Origin of the sequence: Bradyrhizobium sp. USDA 4538 (genome assembly GCF_024171045.1) — a bacterium.
Classification (GTDB): domain Bacteria; phylum Pseudomonadota; class Alphaproteobacteria; order Rhizobiales; family Xanthobacteraceae; genus Bradyrhizobium; species Bradyrhizobium australafricanum.
In genome coordinates this window covers 419583-438943 of the sequence record NZ_JALJZE010000002.1, presented here as the reverse complement: position 1 = coordinate 438943, position 19361 = coordinate 419583, and the positions used below count along the sequence as shown (strand labels likewise).

Here is a 19361-nt window from a genome sequence, read left to right as displayed (position 1 = left end):
ATCGGGGTGTGGGAGGTTCGCGCCCCTGCGGCACTGTGGTCGGTTAGAGGTTCGTGTCCTGACCCGGGAGGCTTGGAATGCACCATCGGCTCCTGGGCAAGGCTTGCAAGTCCGTCGCTCACCTGCGGATCAGCGGCACCGCTCTCGGCGACAGCCCGCGACTGGCCGTGCAACTCGGTCTTACCTGATTGCAACGCTGACGATGCCGGTTCGCTTTCGGAACCAATAGCGGCAACATCATCCCAATAGAAGACGTTGGGAAGTGGCGTAGCTTCCGATAATCGTTGTACTTCACTTGGTCGGCTCTCGCCAGACAACGTAAGGCGTGCGATGCTAGACTCGATTACGATGTCGTTTGGGCCTCCGATCAACAGTAGATGCTCAGTACTATCGCGACGTATCAGAACGAGGCTACGCCGACTGTCGACCATCGCAACGTCGACAATGGTCAGCCCGGCGACCTGCCGGCACTCAGCATTTCGGACGGAGCGACTGCTCGCATTTCGGGTTATCAACCAGACTACGGCGCCGGCGAATGCAAGGCCGGCCAAAAGCTGGGGGAGAAAATCAATGGCGAGCGACATATCCGGTCATGGCAAGCAACCCTCTTCGAAAAAGGCGGCAAGGTGCACTTGGCGCCGCAGCGAGTCATGCATGTCGCGCCAACATGAGATCAAATACGCTTGCCGAAAACCGCTAGCAAGGTCGAGTGTCAGTGACTTTTAGAATCGGCCGGCATTTTTTGAGTAAAGTGCGTAAATCGTCCCTATGAGCTGGTCCACAGCGACGTTGCTAGGCTTGGTGTCCTTCGCCATCGCCCGGGCCAGCTAACGCAATCCCGTACAAGCGGCAAGCGGTTGATCTTGTAGCGTCGAGCGGGCGCTCGATCGGATCTGTTGCCAAGGAGCTTGGCCTGCGCGATTCCGTGCTGCGGCGGTGGGTGGAGCAGCGCGGGGCGCGGCTGGAGCTGACGGCGGCGACGCGGCGCCCCACAATGCAGGCGACGCTGCCGTCGGTGGACCACGCGGCAGAGAGCGCGCGCTTGCAGCAAAAGAAAGAGCGGTTGCGCATGGAGCGCGACATTTTAAACCGATCGCGATCTTTGCTGGAACACGGACATGAGATTCCCCTTCATCGAAGATCGCCGCGCCGATTATCCGGTGGCGCTCCTGTGCGACGTGCTCGGCGTCTCGCCGGCCGGCTATTATGCTTGGCGCTCGCGCCCGGAGAGCCGACGATCTGCCGCCAATCGTGACCTCGTCGACGACATCAGGCGGGTCTACCGTGACACCCGCGGGCGTTATGGCAGCCCGCGTATCCATGTCGAGTTGAAGGCTCGGGGCCGCGGGGCGAGCCGTGGTCGCATCGAGCGGTTGATGCGCCGCCACGGTATCAGGGCCCTCATGGCGACGCCACGACGGGTGCGGACCACCGACAGCTGTCACGACTTCCCGATCGCCCCGAACCTGCTCAAGCGCAACTTCATCGCCACCGCGCCCAACCAGATCTGGCTCGCCGACATCACCTACGTCGAGATCGACCAGGGCTGGCTTTATCTGGCCACGGTCTTGGCTGACCAGCATGGCCCCGCCCGAGGAGAGGCGGGCGCTGTTCGCGGAGATTTTCGGCAGCCGGACCCGTGCGCAATGGCAGAACGCGTCGCGACCTGCGACGCCCGTCGAGACGCCGACCGCAAAAGCGCCGGCACGCCGCGCCATGGTCACCTCGAATGCGGGATCGTCTTCAACGACGGCGATGTCGAATATTCAGCGCCCCATCCGCGCACTGGCAATTCTGCACCATGTGTTGGGGACTTCCCGAGCACGGTAGTGCAGCAGCGGGTATCACTCGTTACCGTCGCAGAGATCGCGCCAGAGAGTCCAAGAATGCGACCACGCGAGACGCGAAGAGGGAGGCAATGGACAGCGCAGCTCCGGCCCAGATTGTCCGGCACGCCGCAGCTCCAGTTTAGTGCGGTTCGTTCGGTGGCGTTTGCAAGCATAGCAGCCTGCCGAACAACCCTTGCGGCGCAAACACCACCACAACGACAAACAAGAGTCCCGTGCACAGTAACCAGTAGCTGCCGAGTGTATCGGAAAGCGCGTTTTCGACCGAGCGCGCCAGCATCGCTCCTATCAGCGCCCCCAATAAGACGTCGCGCCCGCCCACGGCAACCCAGATCAACACTTCGGTCGATAGCGCAAAACCGACCAGCGGTGGCGACACAAAACCGAACGAGTGATGCCAGCATCGCCGATACGACGAAGAGGAACAACTTCAGGCTGGTCACATTGGAACCGAAGAACCGCGTGCGGTTCTCATTGCTCCGGATCGCCATCGTCAACGTGCCTAGTGGGGTCCGGCTCGGCCACTGAAGGAACAGATACGCGCCGAAGGTCAGCACGAGAATTAGCAAGTAAGTTTCGCCCCCGCGCAAATACATGTCCTGCCATGGGACTGGCCAAACGAGTGGCGGCACGCCAACAGACCATTGAAGCCGCCGATGAAGTCCCATCGTCTGGCACCCACCTCGGCGATGACGGAGGCGCATAACGTCACGACAGCGAAATGCGCGCCTGTCAGGCCCTGGCCGCCGAACATGAACAATCCGAGCAACAGCGCCACGATTCCACCGCCGGCGACGGCCAACAAGAGGTCGGTCCATTGACTGTCGCCGACGGCGGGCATCTTACCCAGTGTTACCAGCGCCACAATGTAAGCTCCGACACCGAAAAAGATCGCTTGTCCGAAACAGAGAATGCCCGCTTGCCCCCAGGTCAGGGCGAGGCTCATTGCGAAGAGCCCGTAGGTCACGAGCTGAGCCATCTGACTGATCCGCCACTCATCCAGCAACGCGGGTGCCAGCAGGAATGCGAGCCAGACGGCTGCCGTCAGGAGCAGCGATCGGCGTGCGGCCATTCAGCGATTCCTTTTCGAAAGGCCATTGGAAAACAGCCGTATAATTGCGATCGCAAGACCGAACACCGCGATTTGCGCAAACGCCTGCGACATGAAACTCGAGACGACGGTCGTCGCCCCTCCGATAACGCCCGCACCGAGAATGGTGCCCACCAGAGAATTGAGACCTCCAACTAGAATGGCGAGGAACGCCGGGATTAGAAAGCCAACACCCATTTGAGGATCGACACTCATGATCGGCGCCATGACGGCGCCTGAGATCGCCGCGAGGCCGGCACCGATGGCGAAGATCGCACGGTCCATCAGGCGGGTATTGATCCCGAGTGAAGCCGCCATTGCACGATTGGCGATCACGCCCCTGATTTGGAGACCAATCGAAGTGGCATAGAGCAAGAGGTAAGGTAGCGACCACGAGCGCGGTCGAGATCGCCATGATGAACAGTCGATAGGACGGGTATTCCAGGCCGAACGGCGAGGCCGCGCGAGGCAGCGGCGATGCAATGCTAATGGCGGCCGGTCCGAACAGGATGGTAATGGCCTGCTTCAACGCGAAAGGTTCCACGTCCGATACGCCACCCACGCTCAAAGATGTAACGGGCGTCCATCATAGGCAACCGTGTGAAGGATTATAGGGCATGATATTGCCGATCTTGATCTCGGTGTCGCTGGCGCCGGTGTCGTATTTCTTCTGTGCAAGGGCGCCGCCCGTGGTTGCGGCAATGAGCGAAAGTGGTGCCGCCGAGACAATCACAAGCCTATTTACGGTAACGGGTATCATGTCCTCTCTCTCTGGATTTGCGGCGCGGCAAATGGCCCTTAGCTCAAGTTGGCGATGGCCTTTCACGCTTGGAACGCCAGCGGCTTGCGATATCGAGTCGCGACTGGCGTGATTGCGAGCGCGATGATGGCAAAGGCGGCAGGAACATAGATCAAGGCGCGTGGATCGAAGTGAGCCAGCAATCCCATCAGGATCGGCAGCGTTCCGCCTGCGACCGCAGTGGCGATATTGTGTGCGGCCGCAATCCCCGTGATCCGGATCTGGGCAGGAAACACGCCGACCGTGTGATTGTTCAACATGATCGGCAGCGCGCCGGGAATGCCCATCAGCGCCATATTGACGAGAATGTTATGCTCCGTCGGCGCGGCATAGACGTTGACCAGGGCTGCAACAAGCACGGTTGCCGTGACGGCGATACATGTGGTCCAGCTGAATCGATCCATCATCCAGCCACTCAACGGTAGCGAAAAAATGCTCACCGCAATCAATGCCGCTTGGGCTGTATGCACGGTCGCTGCGGAAAAATGCATCTCCGTCTGAAAGTATGTGGTAGGGAACAGAATTGCTGTTTGGACAATCCCGTTGCCGATTAGGCTCGCGAGCAGGCCGATCAGCAGTTCCCAGCGGGCCGTCGTCAAGATTCCTCGTAGCGGCATGGCCTTATTCAAGCTTTTGCGAGCGGCCATCTCGGCAAAAACCGGTGTTTCGTGTGCGAATCTCCGCAACGCGACCGATAGCAGGCCGCATACGCCGCCCAGCACAAACGGTGCCCGCCATGCATAAGCCAGGATCTCATCTTTGGAGAACGCGTGACTGACCACGGACACCACCATGATCCCGAGCAGCAGGCCGGCTGACAACCCGGAACCCATGAGCCCGATGGCCAATCCGCTGCGACGCTCGGGCACATGCTCAACGACGAACGTCAGTGCCGAAGGGATTTCCGCGCCCATTGCCAGACCTTGGCACAGCCGGCATACAAGCAGCAGCAACGGCGCAAACGCGCCGATCTGCGCATAGGTGGGGAGCAGGCCGACAAACAACGTGGGTGTGGCCATCAGAACCAAGGTGACCATGAACATGCGCTTGCGGCCCAATCGATCGCCCAGCGACGAAAGGATGATCCCTCCGATGGGTCTGACGAGGTAGCCCACGGCGAAGACCGCGAGCGTCTGCAGGATGCTCAGCCATCGCTCGGTTGAATCGGAGAAAAACACCTGGCTGAGCGTTGGAACCATGAATCCGAAGACGATGAACTCGTAGTATTCAAACGCACCTCCCAGCATCGCGATGCCGAGCATCTTGATCTGCGATCCAGTCAGTCCGGCAGTCTCCGCGGGCAACGCCTGCGAACGATGTGTTGCCGCAACCTCCAACATTGGTCCTTGCTCCATGAATGTCTCCTGATTCCCTGGTGGTTGTTTTTGCTCTGGTCACTTCCAACGAATGGGGCGACCCGCTCGAAGTACAGCGGCGCCGGTAACGGTGCCGGCGTGCGTGCGGTCTCAACCGGTGAGTGACCGGCAATGACACGCCCCGAGTTATGATCGGCCAAGGCCTGAGCGACCTGCGCCAAGCTCTTGGCCCTGCAGAGGGTCGCCTGCACGGATGACGAAAATCCCGCAGGATGCGCGGTCGGCATCGAAACTGAACTCCGCGCCTTCGGGTACGAAGACCCATTCCTGTGCGACCGCAGCGAACTCCTGTCCGTTGATCCGTCCTCGGATGGCTCCGTTCTTCACAAAAAGAACCTGCTCTATTTCCGGCAGCGAGTGCGGCGCAACACCGCCATCGGCTGCGATTTCCACGTCATGAATCTCAAGAAAACGGGCGTTGACGGTTCGGCCTGTCACAATCGGCTTTGCGAGTGCGTGCCGGTAGTAAGGCAGAGCGGCGGCTTCGATGTCCTTGATATCGTCTCCGCTCGCACCGGCCTGCCAACGTTGATCGTCCAGGCCGGTTACGACGACGGCGGCATTCGGGTTCTCGCTGTATGGCGGCGCATAGATCACCATGAGCCGCACCGGCACGTCGCTCGTGACTTCAAAGCGATGAAAGACGCCCAAGGGGCTGAAGCTCCAGCCACCCGCGTCCAGCATCTGCTGCTTGCCCGGCGTCTGGGCAAGGCCTTTTCCAGAAAACACGTAACTAGCTTGCTCCAGATTGGGATGGGCATGCGGCAGCGCCCCGTGCCCTGGTGCGATGGTGCCGATCAGTACTTCGATCCTGGATGCACCGACGGTTTCCCTGCTGATGATGCGCTGATTGGCGATGCCCGTATGGTTCGCCGGCGAATAGACGACTGCATCGGCGGCCCGTCGTACGTAGGATGACGTCACGCTATCTCCTGTTCTTGTTGGACTGCAGAATCCATCAGCGTGCTAAATGCGCGGCCGCCCTCGAACAGCCTGCCGATCGGCGCCGCCTCGTCTTCGTGCGGGACAACAAACTGCTCCTGCTCCTGCTCCTGCGCCTGCAACTGCAGGCCGGGCGCAAGTTTGCCGACGATCCGGCGCACCTCGGCATCGCGCTTTTTCTTGAGCAGGAACTGCAGCAACTCAGGAACGAATCTCAAAATGAACGGGATCAGCACGATCGGCGCACCGGCAGCGAAGAACACCGCTTGCCAGCCATAGGATCCCAGGAGCGCCTTGCCGAGCAGCGCCGAAATGTCGCCGCCGACCGAATAGCCGACCGCCGCGATCGTGACGAGGCGCGCACGGACGCCGGCCGGCGCGTATTCGGTCAGGTGCGCGACACACAGCGGCAATACACCACCGATACCGAGGCCCGCGATGAACCGCAGCACGCTGAAGGTGATTGGATCACGGGCGAATCCCGCAGCTGCGGTAAAGGCGCTGAACAGCAGCACGCAGAGCGCAGAGCGCAATGCCCCAGCGGCGGCCAAGCTTGTCGCCGAGCACGCCGAGGCCCATCGCGCCGAACATCATGCCGAACAACGCGGAGCTCACCATGAACCCTGCCTTGGTGGCTTCGACACCCATCTCCTTCATGATGCCCGGCAAGGCGATCCCCGAAACGGCGAGGTCGTAGCCATCCAGCACGACGATCAAGAAGATCCAAGCCAGGACGGTGGCGTGAAACTGGTTGAACTTGGCCTCGTCGGCCAGCCTGTGAACGTCGATGCGGTGACATACTCGTCTCCCTGTATTGGGTCTATGCCGCGCGGGGCGTCGCCGCGCGCAGGTCGCACAGAATTTCCTGCTCGCCCGCCGTCATACCTGGGCTCCCGCGGTAGCTCGACCGGTCACCAGGCAGCTTGGCGCCCAAATCGCGGGTTTCGTCGCCTGCAGGCACTTCGACCTTGATCACGTCAGCGCGATGTTCGGCCAGGATCTGCGCGCACCACAGTCCCGCAAAGACGCGGCTCAGGTCGATAACGCCGTAAGCGGCCCCTCTGGAACGGACGCAGTGGCAGTAACGGTTGTGGCGTCGGTCATCGGGTGTTTCCTGTCCTTTGGGTGGAGCTCACTGGCCGGCAAGCGCCGGCTCGCGGCGTTCGGCCGCGGCCTTGATGCCCTCCCGGAAGTCGGCGCTGCCTATGTGCGCTAACTGACAGTTCAGTTCACGCTCGAGCGCCGCGCACTTCATCGGCAAGGCCACCGCTAAGAGTCCGACGCTTGTCCTGAACGGCCAGCGGTGCGCCCGAAGCGATCTTCTGTATGCTCGCCGGTTGGCGACAGCGGGTGACGACGCTGGAGGCGACGTCGGGAAGCGCGCCACCGTCGTTGCCTGGCCGCATTCGCCGGACCCCGTGGTCATGACAATACGCCTCGCGGTACCCGCACCGGCATCGTCAACAGAATCTGTGCCATGCCTTTGCCGAGTGAGTCATTGCGCAGCGATGCCATGCCGCCGCCATCGAGGGCTGACTCACAAACAAAGTTCATTGCATCGAAGCCGGGCAGGTCGTAGCGGGTCACAGGCCCTTCCACCAGATGACCCAGCCATTCGGCGACGCGCGCCGCGGTTACCTCAGCGCGGAGAAGAGGCAAATATTCCGGCCGGCGTGCGATGAGCCCGATGTTGGAGGTATCGCCCTTGTCGCCGCTGCGACCGTAGGCGAGGCGGATTAGGGGAACTTCAACGGTGTCTTGCGTGGGCTGGCTGGCGCTTTCGTGCGTAACCTGCGCCGGCGTAGATGCCGGCTCAGGAATCGCCGGCCCGCCCGTCGGAATCGACACTGCCGTGCGCACGCCGTCCATGACAACTGTTGGGGCCAGCGCGCCCTTGTCGAGCAGAAGGGCATACTGCCGGATCGATGGCGACGGGCGGGAGCGACCACCCATTCCGGTCGTGCCGGGCGACCAGCTCGTTCCCGTCGCTGCAATTTCGCGGGCAAACAATTCCAACGCCGCCTTTTGGGAATGCATCACGGCCAAGCGCATCACTGCTTCGCGGGTGTGACGCGTGGCAGCGTGCGGCCCAAAACAAGACTCTGCACCGAGCGCTTCGATCCGAGTGCGCGTGTAGTCGCCCCAGCCATTTTCTTCGAAGAGCTTGCGCGTACGCTCTAGTATCGCCGCAGCCGTACGCTCCGCCTTGGCCGCCGCATCAATGCCGACGATGGTAAGCTGCGCGTCGCAGCGATAGCCCTCGACGAAGGTGGCGCTGACCTTGTAGGCGCCGCCAGGCGCACGCCCCCGTGCGCCGCTCACTTCCACCAGGTTCGGGCCAGCTTGCCGCAGCCTGACCTGCGTGAAGTCGCACGTCACGTCCGGCAGCAGATAAGCAGAAGGGTCGTGGATCTCATAGAGCACCTGCTCGCCGACAGTTGCAGTATTGACCAATCCACCTGTCGCTGGCGGTTTGCCCACCAGGAAAGTCCCGTCGGCCCGGCATTCCACCACCGGATAGCCGATGTTGGGCCAGTCTGGCACGCTTTCCCAGTCGGTATGCAGGCCGCCCGTGGCCTGGCAGCCGCACTCGATGATGTGACCGGCCAGGGTACCCTGCGCCAAGCGGTCGTAGTCATCTCGTTGCCAGCCAAACTCGTGCATCAGCGCGCCGATCGTGACGGCGCTGTCCACGCAACGCCCCGTAATGACGATCTGTGCGCCCTGGTCGAGCGCCTGCTTGATCGGCAGCGCGCCCAAATAGGCGTTGGCGCTGACTACCTTGTCCGGCAGCGGGCGGCCCTTCTGCAGGTCGCGCACGCCGGCTTCTCGCAACGTGGGTAGCAGCGGCATTACATCGTCGCCTTCCACCACGGCGATTCGCAAGCTCAGGCCGTATTCTTTAGCCAGCTCCGCGACGGCCTGCGCGCAGCCTTGCGGGTTCATGCCACCTGCGTTGCTGATAACGCGGATGCCGCGCGCGGCGATCTCCGGAAGCAGACTCTTCATCGTGACCGTCACGAAGTCGGTGGCATAGCCAAGTTCTGGCTTGCGCAGCCGGGCTGCCGCGAGAATCGACATGGTCAGCTCCGCCAGGTAGTCAAACACCAGATAATTGATGTCGCCATGGCGGACCAGTTGCGGCGCACCGACGCTGCTGTCACCCCAGAAGCCTGAGGCACCGCCGATGCGTACCGTTTTCCCGCTCATCGATGTATCCTCCTTATTTGCCCGTCCAATTGGGCTGGCGTTTCTCGCGGAAGGCCAATTGACCTTCGCGTGCATCTTCTGTCACCGCGAGCAGTCCGATCTGGCTTTCGTTGAAGGCCATCGACTGTTCAAAAGGCATGTCCTCCGAATGCTTGAGGGTGTAGAGACCACGTCGAACAGCCGCAGGCGACTTGTTCAGCAAACGGCCCAACAACCAGTCGAGGTTGGCGTCGAGATCGTCGCTGACGTGATTGATTAGCCCAGCGGACAAGGCATCCCGGGCGGAGAGCGGCTCGCCACACAGGCACAGCTCGTTAAGCACCCGGCGCGGTACCAGGCACTGCAGCACGCTGAGCACTTGTGCCGGGAACACGCCTACCTTGACTTCAGGCAGTCCAAAAATTGCGTGCTCGCTGGCCACCGCCATATCGCACATAGCCATCAGTCCCATGCCCCCAGCCATGCAGGCGCCGTTAACACGGGCGATCAGCGGCACTGTCGACCTGCGGGCACAGCGGAATAGATCAGCCAAGCCCTGATAGGGCTCGGAATAGTCGAATGCGAACGACTTTCCCGTTTGTAAATCGGCACCGGCGCAGAAGGCCCGGTCTCCCGCACCAGTGATAACCACGGCGCGTATGTTGCCGTCGCTATTGGCGCTCTCGATGCCATCACGCAGCCCCGCGAGCACTGTCGGATTCACCGCGTTGCGGCGCTCTGGTCGATTGATGGTCAGATAGAGGACCGCGCCGCGCACGTCGCTCAGGAGTTCTTCATCCATATTGGCCTCTCGCGTCGATCTCTGGTTGTTATGCCGCGCCAGCTTCCGTCGACACACCCGACGCCATCATCACATCGATGGCGGCATCATCGTAGCCAGCTTCGCGCAGCACATCCCGGCTATGTTCGCCCAGGCGGGGCGCATGGCGGCGCATCTGCGGCGGTGTGCCGTGCCATTCGCTCGGCACCGCCATCTCGCGGATACGGCCGACGGCGGGATGATCGGACTCGGTGAAGAAGCCGACGTCCTTCAGATGCGGATCTTCGAGCAGGGACTCGAAGGTGTGCATCGGGAAGACCGGTATGTCCGCGTCCCTCAGCGCCGTACGCCACTCGTCCGTGGTGCGCTTGGCCAGTTCGTCGCTGACCATGGAATATAGATCGGTGATATGCGCGGTGCGGGTGGTGATGGTGGCAAAGCGCGGATCGGCGTCATACAGGTCAGGCTTGCCGATCACCTTGAGGAAGGCGCGCCAATGGTGATCGTGATAGATCAGGCAGCACACATGCCCGTCCTTTGTCTTGTACGGGCGGCGCTCCCGCGAAAGCAGGCGCGGGTAACCGAAACCGTCCTTGGCCGGAATGAAGGTCTCACCATAGAGATGGTCGCCCATCACATAGGGCACCATGGTCTCGAACATTGGCACATCCACGCGCTGCCCCTTCCCGGTGCGCGCCTGGGAATAGAGCGCGGCGCAAATCACGCCGAACGCATAGAGACCAACCGACCGGTCGGCGATAGTGAGGGGTAGATAGCGCGGAATGTCGCCGCTCCCCATCGAGACGGCGAGCGGCAGTGCGGTCGCGGCCTGGATCAGGTCGTCGAACGCTGCCTGCGGTGCATAGCGGCCACGCTGGGAGAAGCCGAACATGCCGACGTAGACCAGGCGCGGATTGATCTTCGCCAGCGACTCATAGTCCAGCCCGAGGCGCTTCATGGCCCGGGGACGCACGTTGTACGCCAGCAGGTCTGCATCCTTTACAAGGCGCAGCAGAGCCTCGAGCCCCGCCGGCGCCTTCAGGTCCAGCACAATGCTGCGCTTATTGCGGTTCAACCCCAGGAAGAGCGGCCCCATTTTCTGGCCGCCGCACGGGCCGATGCCACGTGTGCTGTCCCCCCCTTTCGACTCCACCTTGATCACGTCGGCGCCGAGGTCGGCCAGCATCTGCGTGGCCGAGGGCCCCATGAATACCGCTGTGATGTCCACAACCTTCACACCGGCCAGCGGGCCGGCAGTCTCATCTTTCCTCATGTCTTGCCATCCGTGTCTTTGTCATTCATTGGGTCAATGGAGGTTTCGTGTGTCGTACGAGCCACTCTTCAGCCTTAAGGTGCGCCGGCTGCCTGCAAGGACTTGCCGGCCCGCAGGACGCGGGTCATACACCCCAAAACCAGTTTTTGGCTTTTCATGCGCCCTCCCTTGTGCCTCGCTTGGGCAATTCGAGGTCAAGCAAGGCGGAGCTAAGGCCCTTTCCGTGACCGTCGAGGGCAAGGGAGCGCGTCACGCCGCCGCCCAGCGCCCCTCTGAGTACGAAGTTCAGCGCCGAGATTGCCGGCAGTTCGTAGCGGATCACCTCACCCTTCACGATCTCGCGAAAGTGCTCTTTCACCCGCTCTGCCGTGACGTGCGCGCACAGGAAGGGGTAGTCCTCGTCCCGGAACGCGATGACGGAAATGTTGGAGGTATCGCCCTTGTCGCCGGTGCGCGAATGGGCGAGTGCGCGCAGTTTCATCGCTCAAGCCTCCAGGATGGAAATGTTCGGCTGCGCCGCGCCTTCGGGCACCAGCGTCGCGGCAACCGCGACGACTTCGCGCGCCGATTTCCAGGCGCCTCCGCCAGCGGCGGGCCCGTTCGTGCCAAGCGTCTCGACCTCATTGCCAATCTTGATCGCTTCGGCCAGGCTTCCGGTGCGGCCGACGACGCGTGCGCGCACCTCGTAGGGCTCGCGGCTCTGTGAAAGTTCGTCGCCGTGCATCGCATTGACGCCGATCAGGTCGAAGCGCCGTTCGGTGGACTGAACGCCGATGATGTCGAGCCGCTCGCGCACAATCTCGAGCGCCAGGCGGCCGCGCTCGACAGCGCCTGGACCTGCATAAGACATCTGCCCCTCGCCGATATAGCTGTCGATGTAACCAACTGATGCCTTGAGGAATCCCGTTTTCGGTTTGCCGCGGCCGCCCGTCACGCGGACGCGATCAAGCCCGATCTCCTCGACGCGCACTTGAGAAAAATCCGCGATGACGTCCGGCTGATAGTACAAGGCCGGATCATGAATCTCGTAGAGGAGTTGCTCTTTCACCGTGGCGGGCGTCACGCGGCCACCCGAGCCTTCCACCTTGGTGACGACCAGTTCGCCGTCCTCGCGCACCTCGCCGATCGGAAATCCGAGTCGCGCGAGGCCCGGAATATCCTTCGGCCCGGGATCGGCGAAATAACCGCCGGTGATCTGGCCCGCGCATTCCAGCAAGTGACCTGCCACCGTGCCCTTGCCGAGCAGGTCCCAATCGTCCAGGGTCCAGCCGAACTCGTGGACGAGCGGCCCCAGAAACAGGGCGGGATCGGCCGCCCGACCCGTGATCACGACATCCGCGCCGCTCGCCAAAGCTTCGGCGATCGGCCTTGCGCCGGTATAGGCGTTGACCGACACGATCCGGTTCCCGAGCGCAGAGAGCTTGCTCCCATCTTCCAGCGTCAGATCGCTTGCGCGTGCTGTCGCCAGGACATCGTCTCCGGTCACCGCGGCGATCTTCAGCCCATGCAGGCCGAGCTGGCGGGCGACCTCCCGCGTCGCCTCCGCCGCACCGACGGGATTGGCCGCGCCCATATTGGTGACAACCCGAATCCTATTCGCGTGGCAGATCGGCAGAACGGCTTGCATGCGAGCGACCAGCAAGGGGTCGAAGCCACTTTGTGGATCCTTCATCCGGACCTGTTGCGCCAGGGCGATGGTCCGCTCGGCGAGGCACTCGAAAACCAGGTAGTCGAGCTCGCCCTTTTCGGCGAGTTCGACCGCGGGCTCAATACGATCGCCGGAATAACCCGCACCCGATCCGATCCTGATTGTGCGCATTAAGGAAGCCTCCCATCCCGAACGGCCCCGTTCGCGCCCTGCGTTGCCTCTGCACTGGGCGCCTCCACCTTGATGAGGTTGGCGCCAACGTCGCCCATCATCTGCTTGGTCAAGGGCCCCATGAACACGGTCGCGAGATCGCGCACCTCGATGCCCGACAGAGGCCCGGAACATCCATTCACTTGGCCGTCTCCTTTGACGGCGGCCAGCGGAATTGACTGGGCTGTTTGGCGAGGAACCGTGCGACGGCTTGGCGGTGGAAGTCGGAGCAGAAGGCCACGCACTGCGCTGCAGCCTCGAACTCCAGCAACGAACGCAGGTCCGATGAGAGTGAGTTGTTGATCGCGGTCTTGGTGAGCGCCGTCGCCGTCGAGGAGGCTTGCGATAGGGTCGCGGCCAAGTACAGTGCACGAGGCCAGGGCGTGGCCTGCGGCGACAACCTCTGTCACGATGACTCCTTGGCGCGCTGCGCGCCGTCGACGCGCGGCAATGTGTAAAGCGACGCGGAGTCGGGGACAAGGCCTACCCGGGCAAAGGACATGCAGAAGCGCGCGGTATCGCCTGCAACGATCAGATCTGCCAGCAGAGCCAGGCCAAAGCCTCCACCATAGGCGCAGCCTTCGACGGCCGCGATCAACGGTTTGTCGCGCGTGTACTTCGAGAAGCGCTTTGCCGATTTGAATTATCGAGCTGGCACATTGCCTACGAATACGATTGGCCTGACTACGCAAGAACGTCTCAACGGAGGGTGATACACCTGCATAGTCGAATTTCAGGCTAGACGAAGCGACATACCGATTATCGGCCACCAAACCAGCGGCATTTCCAGACATGAACCCGCCCAACGTTTCTTCGGCCAATGCCCGCACTCATTCAACGCATAGTCTCTCGCACAGATCAACGTTGGGTGTTCGTAGATTCGTTCATTTTTTCGCGGTCAGCTGTTCGATTTTGCAAGCCAATGCAGTCAATCCAACGTGACAAGAGGAACCTATCCCCCTGCCTGATCGGCTCGGTATCCGTTCATGATTGAGAGTCCACTACGTAGACCCGCTCCGTACGTCGCGCTGCGCAGTGCTACTCCTCGAACTTCAGCAGGAGTACGCGTTCAACTATATCTGTTTGCCCAAATTTCGACCGGTCGACGGCATTCGCGTACATCCTTGGCTTTGCATTTTTAACAATCAAGTTCACACACTGGGCGGCATAAGCACGAGTCGATGCAGCCGCGTGCAGCGGCACTCATCCGTGTCCCGGAGGGCGTCACAACTCTTTGGAATTTTGATCGCGGCTAACAATTGCGTCACACGGATCCCGCCGCTATGGCAACAGGCCGAGACGAACGGGCAGCGCGACAGCGTGAAGCAGCCAGAATCTTCTGCGCACTATCCAGATGAAACTTTACGGCTCCTGACCTGATATCGAGAATTACGCCTAGCTCTTCCATCGTCCCGCCGCGAGATGCCCATGCGAGGCACTGGCGCCAGGCGCGCGATGTAGGACCGGATCAACATCTTGGTAGCCTTCACCGAAATAATAGTCGGTCCAGTTACTTTGGGTATGACGAAATCAGAAGAGGTGCGAAGGAGCGCCATCCAAAATACGCGAACCGTCGAAATCCAAGTGCACGTGCAGCCCGCTCCCCGATACGCCAAAAATCATCAAAGAGGTGGAATAAGTCTGCTATCAAGCTAGTGACGGCATGCGCACAGCAGTGTCGGAGAGTTGTCAGAGCATCGATAGCATCACGATCTTGATCTATATGCTCGCGGAGCGTTTAAGTGCACCCATCTGGTTTAAAAATTCAAGGCAGCGAGCGGCGGCGGATCGAAGTCGGGAAACAGCGCAGTTCTCAAGACCCCGACGACTGGCGGACGCACCTACCTAAATTCTGCGTGTTCAATGCGACAGCGTCGTCCTTGACGCAAAGGGAGAGTCCTCAAATTTACTATCGAGGAAGTCATAAAGCGCCACGACGAATTTTATCGCACTGTGTTGTACCAAAAATGCAGTTAGACTGCTCTTGCTGTGATTCCAACGATCACGACTTTTGCATGGACTGCATCTACCCCAGTCCGACAAGATCGATTGATCGTCGCTCGATAAACAGTTTCCTGGAACGATCTGCCGAGAAAGGAAGGCCTGGCGAATGGCCGCGGCGGCGAGCTCCTCGACGCCGAGGTCCTGACGCTGATCGAACAGCCCCACACCGGCGCTCGTGGCAAGTCTATTACTGGTGCCTCCGTGGCCAATCTCTACGATAGGGAAGACTCTAGTCGTCGGCAACTCACCAGGTTTCAACCGTGCCAGTGGAATTGCGAGAACTGCGCTGGGCAATTATCGCGTCCCAACACCGGAGCTTGCGCCAAGCGGCAGAGACGCTCAGAATCAAGCAGTCGACGCTTAGTCGCCGCCTGCGCAATCTCGAATACAAACTGGGCGTCATTCTCTTCGAGTGCACCAACGGCGGCACGCGACCGACCATCGAGGGACAGCAATTCCTCGATGCCGCCCGGCGCATCGTGGATGAGACGGAAGCGATCACGGTTCGTGTCAAGAGCCGTTCGCGCGGCGAATGCGGTCGATTGACCATCGGAGTCAACGTTTCATTTTCAACCGGCAATCTCCGGGCCACCCTCCTCGACCACCGGCACCGCTTCCCCGATGTCGAGACGCATCTGGTCGACGGCTCGAGAGACCACCTGATCTCTGACCTCGCCAGCTCGGCGATTGACATCGCCTTCGTGGCCGAACCTATCCCAAGCTGGAGCGACAAGTCATTATTGCTCTGGAGCGAACGTGTAGTCGTCGCTCTCCCCAAAAACCGTCCGCTGACAGAACGTGATGTGGTGCACTGGGGCGAACTGAGGGAGGAAGCGCTTCTATTGTCACAGCGCGGCCCGGCATCGGAATTCCACGAGCTCTTCATCAGCAAAATGGGAGGGTCCGATCCTTGCCGGCTGCTTCGGCATGATGTGGCGCTCGACCGCCTCCTCACCTTGGTCGGCGCGGGCTGGGGTATCCTGCTGGCATTCGAGGGTGCGACCGGTGCGGCCTATCCGGGCGTCACCTTCCGCGAGGTGCATGATGGCGACGGTCCGACCCGGTTGAGCTTCCGCGCCTACTGGCAGCGGACAAACTGCAATCCATCGCTGCGTCCGCTCCTCGACCTGCTTCGCGAGCGCTATCCGGACCTCTCGGCTGATCCAGGTGCGGGCTGAGCAGCATTTCGCCATGCCTTGGCAAAGGCGCGATCGGTTGCCATGAAACGCTCGATCATCGGCGCGATCAATTTAGCGGGTTCGGTCGGTGTCGTCGCTGCTCCGCTACGCGTCAGGATCTCGGCATAGCTTTTGAGATCCCTGACGACCGCCGCCGGCAGCTCGATCGTGAGCTTTACCGGCTTGTCGTCTTCGAGTGGTCCAAGCTCAAGCTTCGTCACGGCCCTCCTCCCTTCGCGTAGGGCGCCAGCACCAAGTCGCGCGTGATAATGACACGCACCGGGAAACCTGGCCGGATGGTCAGCGTCGGCTGGATGTTGAGCTGGCGCTGCACGATCTGCGGCCTGGTCTGGCTGACGCTGTTGGACGCGCCGCTGCGGATCGCCTGAACAAGGTTGTTCTCATTCTGGTTCGTGCCCGCCTCGGCTCCGACGCTGAGCAGCGTCGAGAGAACGGCGGCCTTGAACGGCATGCCCCAATGGTTGTCGACCTTGTCCTCGAGTCCAGCATAACCACCGGTGTCGGCGCCGGGCTGGCGCTCCAGCACGATCGAGTTGCCGTCGGGCATGATGATGCGGGTCCAGACCAGGAGAATTCGGCTCTGGCCGAACGCGACGGAACTATCATACTGGCCGATCAGCTTCGCACCTTGCGGGATCAGAAGATATTTGCCGGACGGGCGATCATAGACCGCTTCGGTAATCTGCGCGCTGATCAGCCCGGGCAGATCGGAGCGGAAGCCCGTGATGAGCGCCGCCGGGATCACGGTGCCCGCCTGCACAACATAAGGCGAGACCTTGGCCTCGAGCCGGTCCGGACTGACCGTGCGCTTGTCCGTCGAGGCGTTGAGGAAGGCTGTCTTGCGGTCCTACATGTTCTGGGCGGATCCGGCGTCAACGGGTGGTGTCGCGGCCGGCGCCGCCGAAGCCGATCGCGAGCGATTGCCGCGTGCCCTCGATGACTCGCGAATAGCCAACGGCTGGCCGAGCAGCCAAATCGACGCGCTTATGCCATGGAACCACGCCGCCTGACGGCCTCAGCTTGCTTTCAATTACCCATAATTGTTGCCTCGATCGCAGCTCCCAGTTCGATGTCGGTCAGCCGCGATAGTCCGCGCCAGATCACGGTATTTCCTGGAGGCGGATCGGTGGCTCGGCCTAAATATCCTCCGAGCCGCGCGATCTTGACGACATAGTGCGAGAGCGTGCTTCGTCGAGAGCAATCCGTCTTTCACAAAATGATCAAGAAGCCTGATTTCGGGATCCGTCAGCGCCGTTGCGGTACGGCATTCGGTGAGGAGCGATTGAGCATCGTCATCCAGAAGACGCGCCAACTCACAATGCAGAAGACCGCGACCAGATTGACCAGACGCTCAGCAGTTCGCAATTTTGAGTCCTCTGCTTTGCAGCCAGATTTGAGGATCTTATGGAAGACTTCGATCTTCCACCTCAACGCGTACCATTCGATCTTCTTGATGGCATCCTTGCGCGATCGGACCGGGAGATCGGTGAGGAGCTTCCACTCGATTTTCTTTCGCCGCTTCGGCCTTCCCCGCTCTTGAGCATGGATCACGGTCAGAGTGAGTGCGGGATATTTCGTCTGTTTGCCGATCGGCGGCAGGACGCATATCTTGCGGTACCTGATCTCAAGAACGGCGTCGTCGGGATCGCCTTTGTCGTCCTTGACCTTGATCCGATGCAGACCCTTGATCGTAACCTCGTCCATTTCGTCGGCAATTGTATGATTGCCGTCCCCGGCAAGCCGATCAACACAGGTTCGCACCAAAAAATGCGTTCCAACCTCCTCGGCCAGGCAAAACAGCTCATAGATGTCGCTCTCGCGATCACCAATATGAACGCGTCGTTCAGGGGCAGCGAGAAGGTCGGTCGATTGCCGTAAATTCTCGAGCCAGCGGATGCTCTCCTTCTGCTCGATCGGCACTCGTGTCGGATTGATCTTTCGCTTCAGCGCCGTCGTCCCCTTGAACTTCTTGCGGGTCCAGAACTTGATTGCCGACAGTCCGAGCGGAAGCCCCTCGGTCGTTACGGCGAGACTCGAATGCATCAGGATGCCGCACTGTGTGCGTCCTGCCGTCTTGCCCGTAAAGCCGATCAGGTCCGGCTTCTCGCGCTTGAAGCTGAAGTCCGTCGTGTCATGGAGGACGAGGATCGGTCCCTCCGTCGCCGCTACGCGCCCGCGCGTCGCCTCGAAATGACCGCAAAGAATATCCGCCTCGTTGACCCGTTCGTTGGAGAGGAAGCGATAGGCGGCCTTCGTGTTGGCCCAATCCTGACAAACCAACGGGATGCTTTGACCCATGTCGCTCCCGATTTGTGCGAGCAATTTGCAGAACCGGCGACCAAGCCGCTCATCCTTAAACTCGCATCCCGCAACTTCCTGATCAACCCACGTCTCGATACCAGTCGTCAATCGCTGAGCACGCGCCCCCGTGCGTCCCTTCACCAAGCCCATCGAGCACCCCGCGCTTCCGAATCAGGTGCTCAACAAGGAATCACAACAGATTCTACCGATTCAAGGTTTCGCCCGCCGCGCCTCGCTCAAATCCGACGTCAAATGTGGGTAATTGAAAGATGCCTACCCCCAGACCATCGCGGAACAAGAACTGAACGCCCCGCGCCTCGAACACTGGTCGCACGTTGCGGAGCGTGCGCTCTTGAGCCGAAGATGTGTCTTGTTCCAGCCGGACAATAGTTTGCCTGGTCAGGTCCGCTTCGGCCGCGACCTCGTCCTGGCTCAGCCTTGTCAGCGGTCGCCTGAAATGTAGTATCGACATCGATGTCTTCCTGACAACAACGCGATCCACCCTGATGGTAGAGGCCGCTAAAAGCTCGATTGACACACTTCAGAAGCTTTCAGCGGCGAACCTTCCAGTTGTGCCGCTTGGCAAGTTCTTTTCGCCGATCGCCTTCAAGAAGAGCCTGAAGGGTTTCCTCAATACCCCGATGCCGGTGTTCTGGAACGTCGAGAAATGATTGCGACGAACGCAGACCGTTCGTTCGGACA

Annotated in this window: 21 protein-coding genes and 4 pseudogenes; 5 read left to right on the top strand and 20 right to left on the bottom strand. The window is 61.0% G+C overall.

The annotated features are described in order from the left end of the window. Nucleotides 1–377 precede the first annotated feature (377 nt). From J2R78_RS43360 to J2R78_RS45550, 3 genes and pseudogenes are all read left to right on the top strand, one after another. Nucleotides 378–671, top strand: a complete 294-nt coding sequence (locus J2R78_RS43360; RefSeq protein ID WP_253610554.1) for a hypothetical protein — start codon at nucleotides 378–380, stop codon at nucleotides 669–671. A 164-nt stretch (nucleotides 672–835) separates the two neighbouring features. Further along, the gene (locus J2R78_RS45555; protein WP_375167199.1) at nucleotides 836–1255 is read left to right on the top strand and encodes a transposase; all 420 of its coding nucleotides are present in this window, start codon (nucleotides 836–838) and stop codon (nucleotides 1253–1255) included. Beyond that, nucleotides 1161–1394: pseudogene (locus J2R78_RS45550) on the top strand (IS3 family transposase); the annotation flags it as partial. The gene J2R78_RS45555 and the pseudogene J2R78_RS45550, both read left to right, overlap by 95 nt. Nucleotides 1395–1720: 326 nt before the next feature. Here J2R78_RS45550 and J2R78_RS45545 read toward each other — a convergent pair. The 17 genes and pseudogenes from J2R78_RS45545 to J2R78_RS43290 form a co-directional block, all read right to left on the bottom strand. Continuing rightward, complete coding sequence (locus J2R78_RS45545) at nucleotides 1721–2443, bottom strand: hypothetical protein (protein WP_375167198.1); 723 nt, start codon at nucleotides 2441–2443, stop codon at nucleotides 1721–1723. After that, a complete protein-coding gene (locus J2R78_RS43350; protein ID WP_253610556.1) occupies nucleotides 2410–2919 on the bottom strand; it encodes a hypothetical protein in 510 nt (169 codons plus the stop codon). Before J2R78_RS43350 ends, J2R78_RS45545 begins: the two co-directional genes overlap by 34 nt. Next, entirely contained in the window at nucleotides 2920–3312 is a 393-nt protein-coding gene (locus J2R78_RS43345; protein WP_256559087.1) for a branched-chain amino acid ABC transporter permease, read from the bottom strand. Between the two features lie 232 nt (nucleotides 3313–3544). Then, nucleotides 3545–3697 (bottom strand): annotated as a pseudogene (locus J2R78_RS43340) (branched-chain amino acid ABC transporter substrate-binding protein); the annotation flags it as partial. 62 nt (nucleotides 3698–3759) lie between these two features. Continuing rightward, the gene (locus tag J2R78_RS43335) at nucleotides 3760–5091 is read right to left on the bottom strand and encodes an MFS transporter (protein ID WP_253610558.1); all 1332 of its coding nucleotides are present in this window, start codon (nucleotides 5089–5091) and stop codon (nucleotides 3760–3762) included. 147 nt (nucleotides 5092–5238) lie between these two features. After that, on the bottom strand, nucleotides 5239–6036 hold the full coding sequence (locus J2R78_RS43330) for a cupin domain-containing protein (protein WP_253610559.1): 798 nt from the start codon (nucleotides 6034–6036) through the stop codon (nucleotides 5239–5241). Beyond that, nucleotides 6033–6569: an MFS transporter gene (locus J2R78_RS43325; protein ID WP_375167162.1), complete on the bottom strand. Its 537-nt coding sequence runs from the start codon at nucleotides 6567–6569 to the stop codon at nucleotides 6033–6035. Before J2R78_RS43325 ends, J2R78_RS43330 begins: the two co-directional genes overlap by 4 nt. Continuing rightward, nucleotides 6523–6771, bottom strand: a complete 249-nt coding sequence (locus J2R78_RS45540; protein WP_256559088.1) for an MFS transporter — start codon at nucleotides 6769–6771, stop codon at nucleotides 6523–6525. Before J2R78_RS45540 ends, J2R78_RS43325 begins: the two co-directional genes overlap by 47 nt. A gap of 103 nt (nucleotides 6772–6874) precedes the next feature. Continuing rightward, nucleotides 6875–7051, bottom strand: a complete 177-nt coding sequence (locus J2R78_RS43320) for a hypothetical protein (protein WP_375167197.1) — start codon at nucleotides 7049–7051, stop codon at nucleotides 6875–6877. A 135-nt stretch (nucleotides 7052–7186) separates the two neighbouring features. Then, nucleotides 7187–7321 (bottom strand): hypothetical protein, encoded by a 135-nt coding sequence (locus J2R78_RS44880; RefSeq protein ID WP_256559089.1) that lies wholly within the window; start codon nucleotides 7319–7321, stop codon nucleotides 7187–7189. A gap of 155 nt (nucleotides 7322–7476) precedes the next feature. Continuing rightward, nucleotides 7477–9264 (bottom strand): acyclic terpene utilization AtuA family protein, encoded by a 1788-nt coding sequence (locus tag J2R78_RS43315; protein WP_253610560.1) that lies wholly within the window; start codon nucleotides 9262–9264, stop codon nucleotides 7477–7479. Nucleotides 9265–9277: 13 nt separating this feature from the next. Further along, nucleotides 9278–10045, bottom strand: coding sequence for an enoyl-CoA hydratase/isomerase family protein (locus J2R78_RS43310; RefSeq protein WP_253610562.1), 768 nt, complete (start codon nucleotides 10043–10045; stop codon nucleotides 9278–9280). A 28-nt stretch (nucleotides 10046–10073) separates the two neighbouring features. Further along, nucleotides 10074–11297, bottom strand: coding sequence for a CaiB/BaiF CoA-transferase family protein (locus J2R78_RS43305; protein WP_253610563.1), 1224 nt, complete (start codon nucleotides 11295–11297; stop codon nucleotides 10074–10076). A 154-nt stretch (nucleotides 11298–11451) separates the two neighbouring features. Then, on the bottom strand, nucleotides 11452–11778 hold the full coding sequence (locus J2R78_RS43300) for a hypothetical protein (RefSeq protein WP_253610564.1): 327 nt from the start codon (nucleotides 11776–11778) through the stop codon (nucleotides 11452–11454). A 3-nt stretch (nucleotides 11779–11781) separates the two neighbouring features. Then, nucleotides 11782–13116, bottom strand: a complete 1335-nt coding sequence (locus tag J2R78_RS43295) for an acyclic terpene utilization AtuA family protein (RefSeq protein WP_253610662.1) — start codon at nucleotides 13114–13116, stop codon at nucleotides 11782–11784. Beyond that, nucleotides 13116–13238, bottom strand: a complete 123-nt coding sequence (locus tag J2R78_RS45535) for a hypothetical protein (RefSeq protein ID WP_375167196.1) — start codon at nucleotides 13236–13238, stop codon at nucleotides 13116–13118. Before J2R78_RS45535 ends, J2R78_RS43295 begins: the two co-directional genes overlap by 1 nt. 323 nt (nucleotides 13239–13561) lie before the next feature. Continuing rightward, nucleotides 13562–13759: pseudogene (locus tag J2R78_RS43290) on the bottom strand (enoyl-CoA hydratase/isomerase family protein); the annotation flags it as partial. 1660 nt (nucleotides 13760–15419) lie between these two features. Here J2R78_RS43290 and J2R78_RS43285 point away from each other — a divergent pair. Further along, entirely contained in the window at nucleotides 15420–16337 is a 918-nt protein-coding gene (locus J2R78_RS43285) for a LysR family transcriptional regulator (RefSeq protein WP_253610567.1), read from the top strand. On the opposite strand, the gene J2R78_RS43280 is transcribed toward J2R78_RS43285, so the two are convergent. From J2R78_RS43280 to J2R78_RS43270, 3 genes and pseudogenes are all read right to left on the bottom strand, one after another. Next, nucleotides 16301–16558 (bottom strand): DUF2274 domain-containing protein, encoded by a 258-nt coding sequence (locus J2R78_RS43280; RefSeq protein ID WP_253610568.1) that lies wholly within the window; start codon nucleotides 16556–16558, stop codon nucleotides 16301–16303. The genes J2R78_RS43285 and J2R78_RS43280 overlap by 37 nt on opposite strands. Further along, a pseudogene (locus J2R78_RS43275) lies at nucleotides 16555–17256 on the bottom strand (TrbI/VirB10 family protein); the annotation flags it as partial. The gene J2R78_RS43280 and the pseudogene J2R78_RS43275, both read right to left, overlap by 4 nt. A gap of 347 nt (nucleotides 17257–17603) precedes the next feature. Continuing rightward, the gene (locus tag J2R78_RS43270; RefSeq protein ID WP_253610570.1) at nucleotides 17604–18809 is read right to left on the bottom strand and encodes an IS4 family transposase; all 1206 of its coding nucleotides are present in this window, start codon (nucleotides 18807–18809) and stop codon (nucleotides 17604–17606) included. Nucleotides 18810–19165: 356 nt separating this feature from the next. On the opposite strand from J2R78_RS43270, the gene J2R78_RS43265 reads away from it, so the two are divergent. After that, nucleotides 19166–19330 carry a hypothetical protein gene (locus tag J2R78_RS43265; RefSeq protein WP_253610571.1) on the top strand — a complete coding sequence of 55 codons (165 nt, stop codon included), beginning with the start codon at nucleotides 19166–19168 and terminating at the stop codon, nucleotides 19328–19330. Nucleotides 19331–19361: the final 31 nt, after the last annotated feature.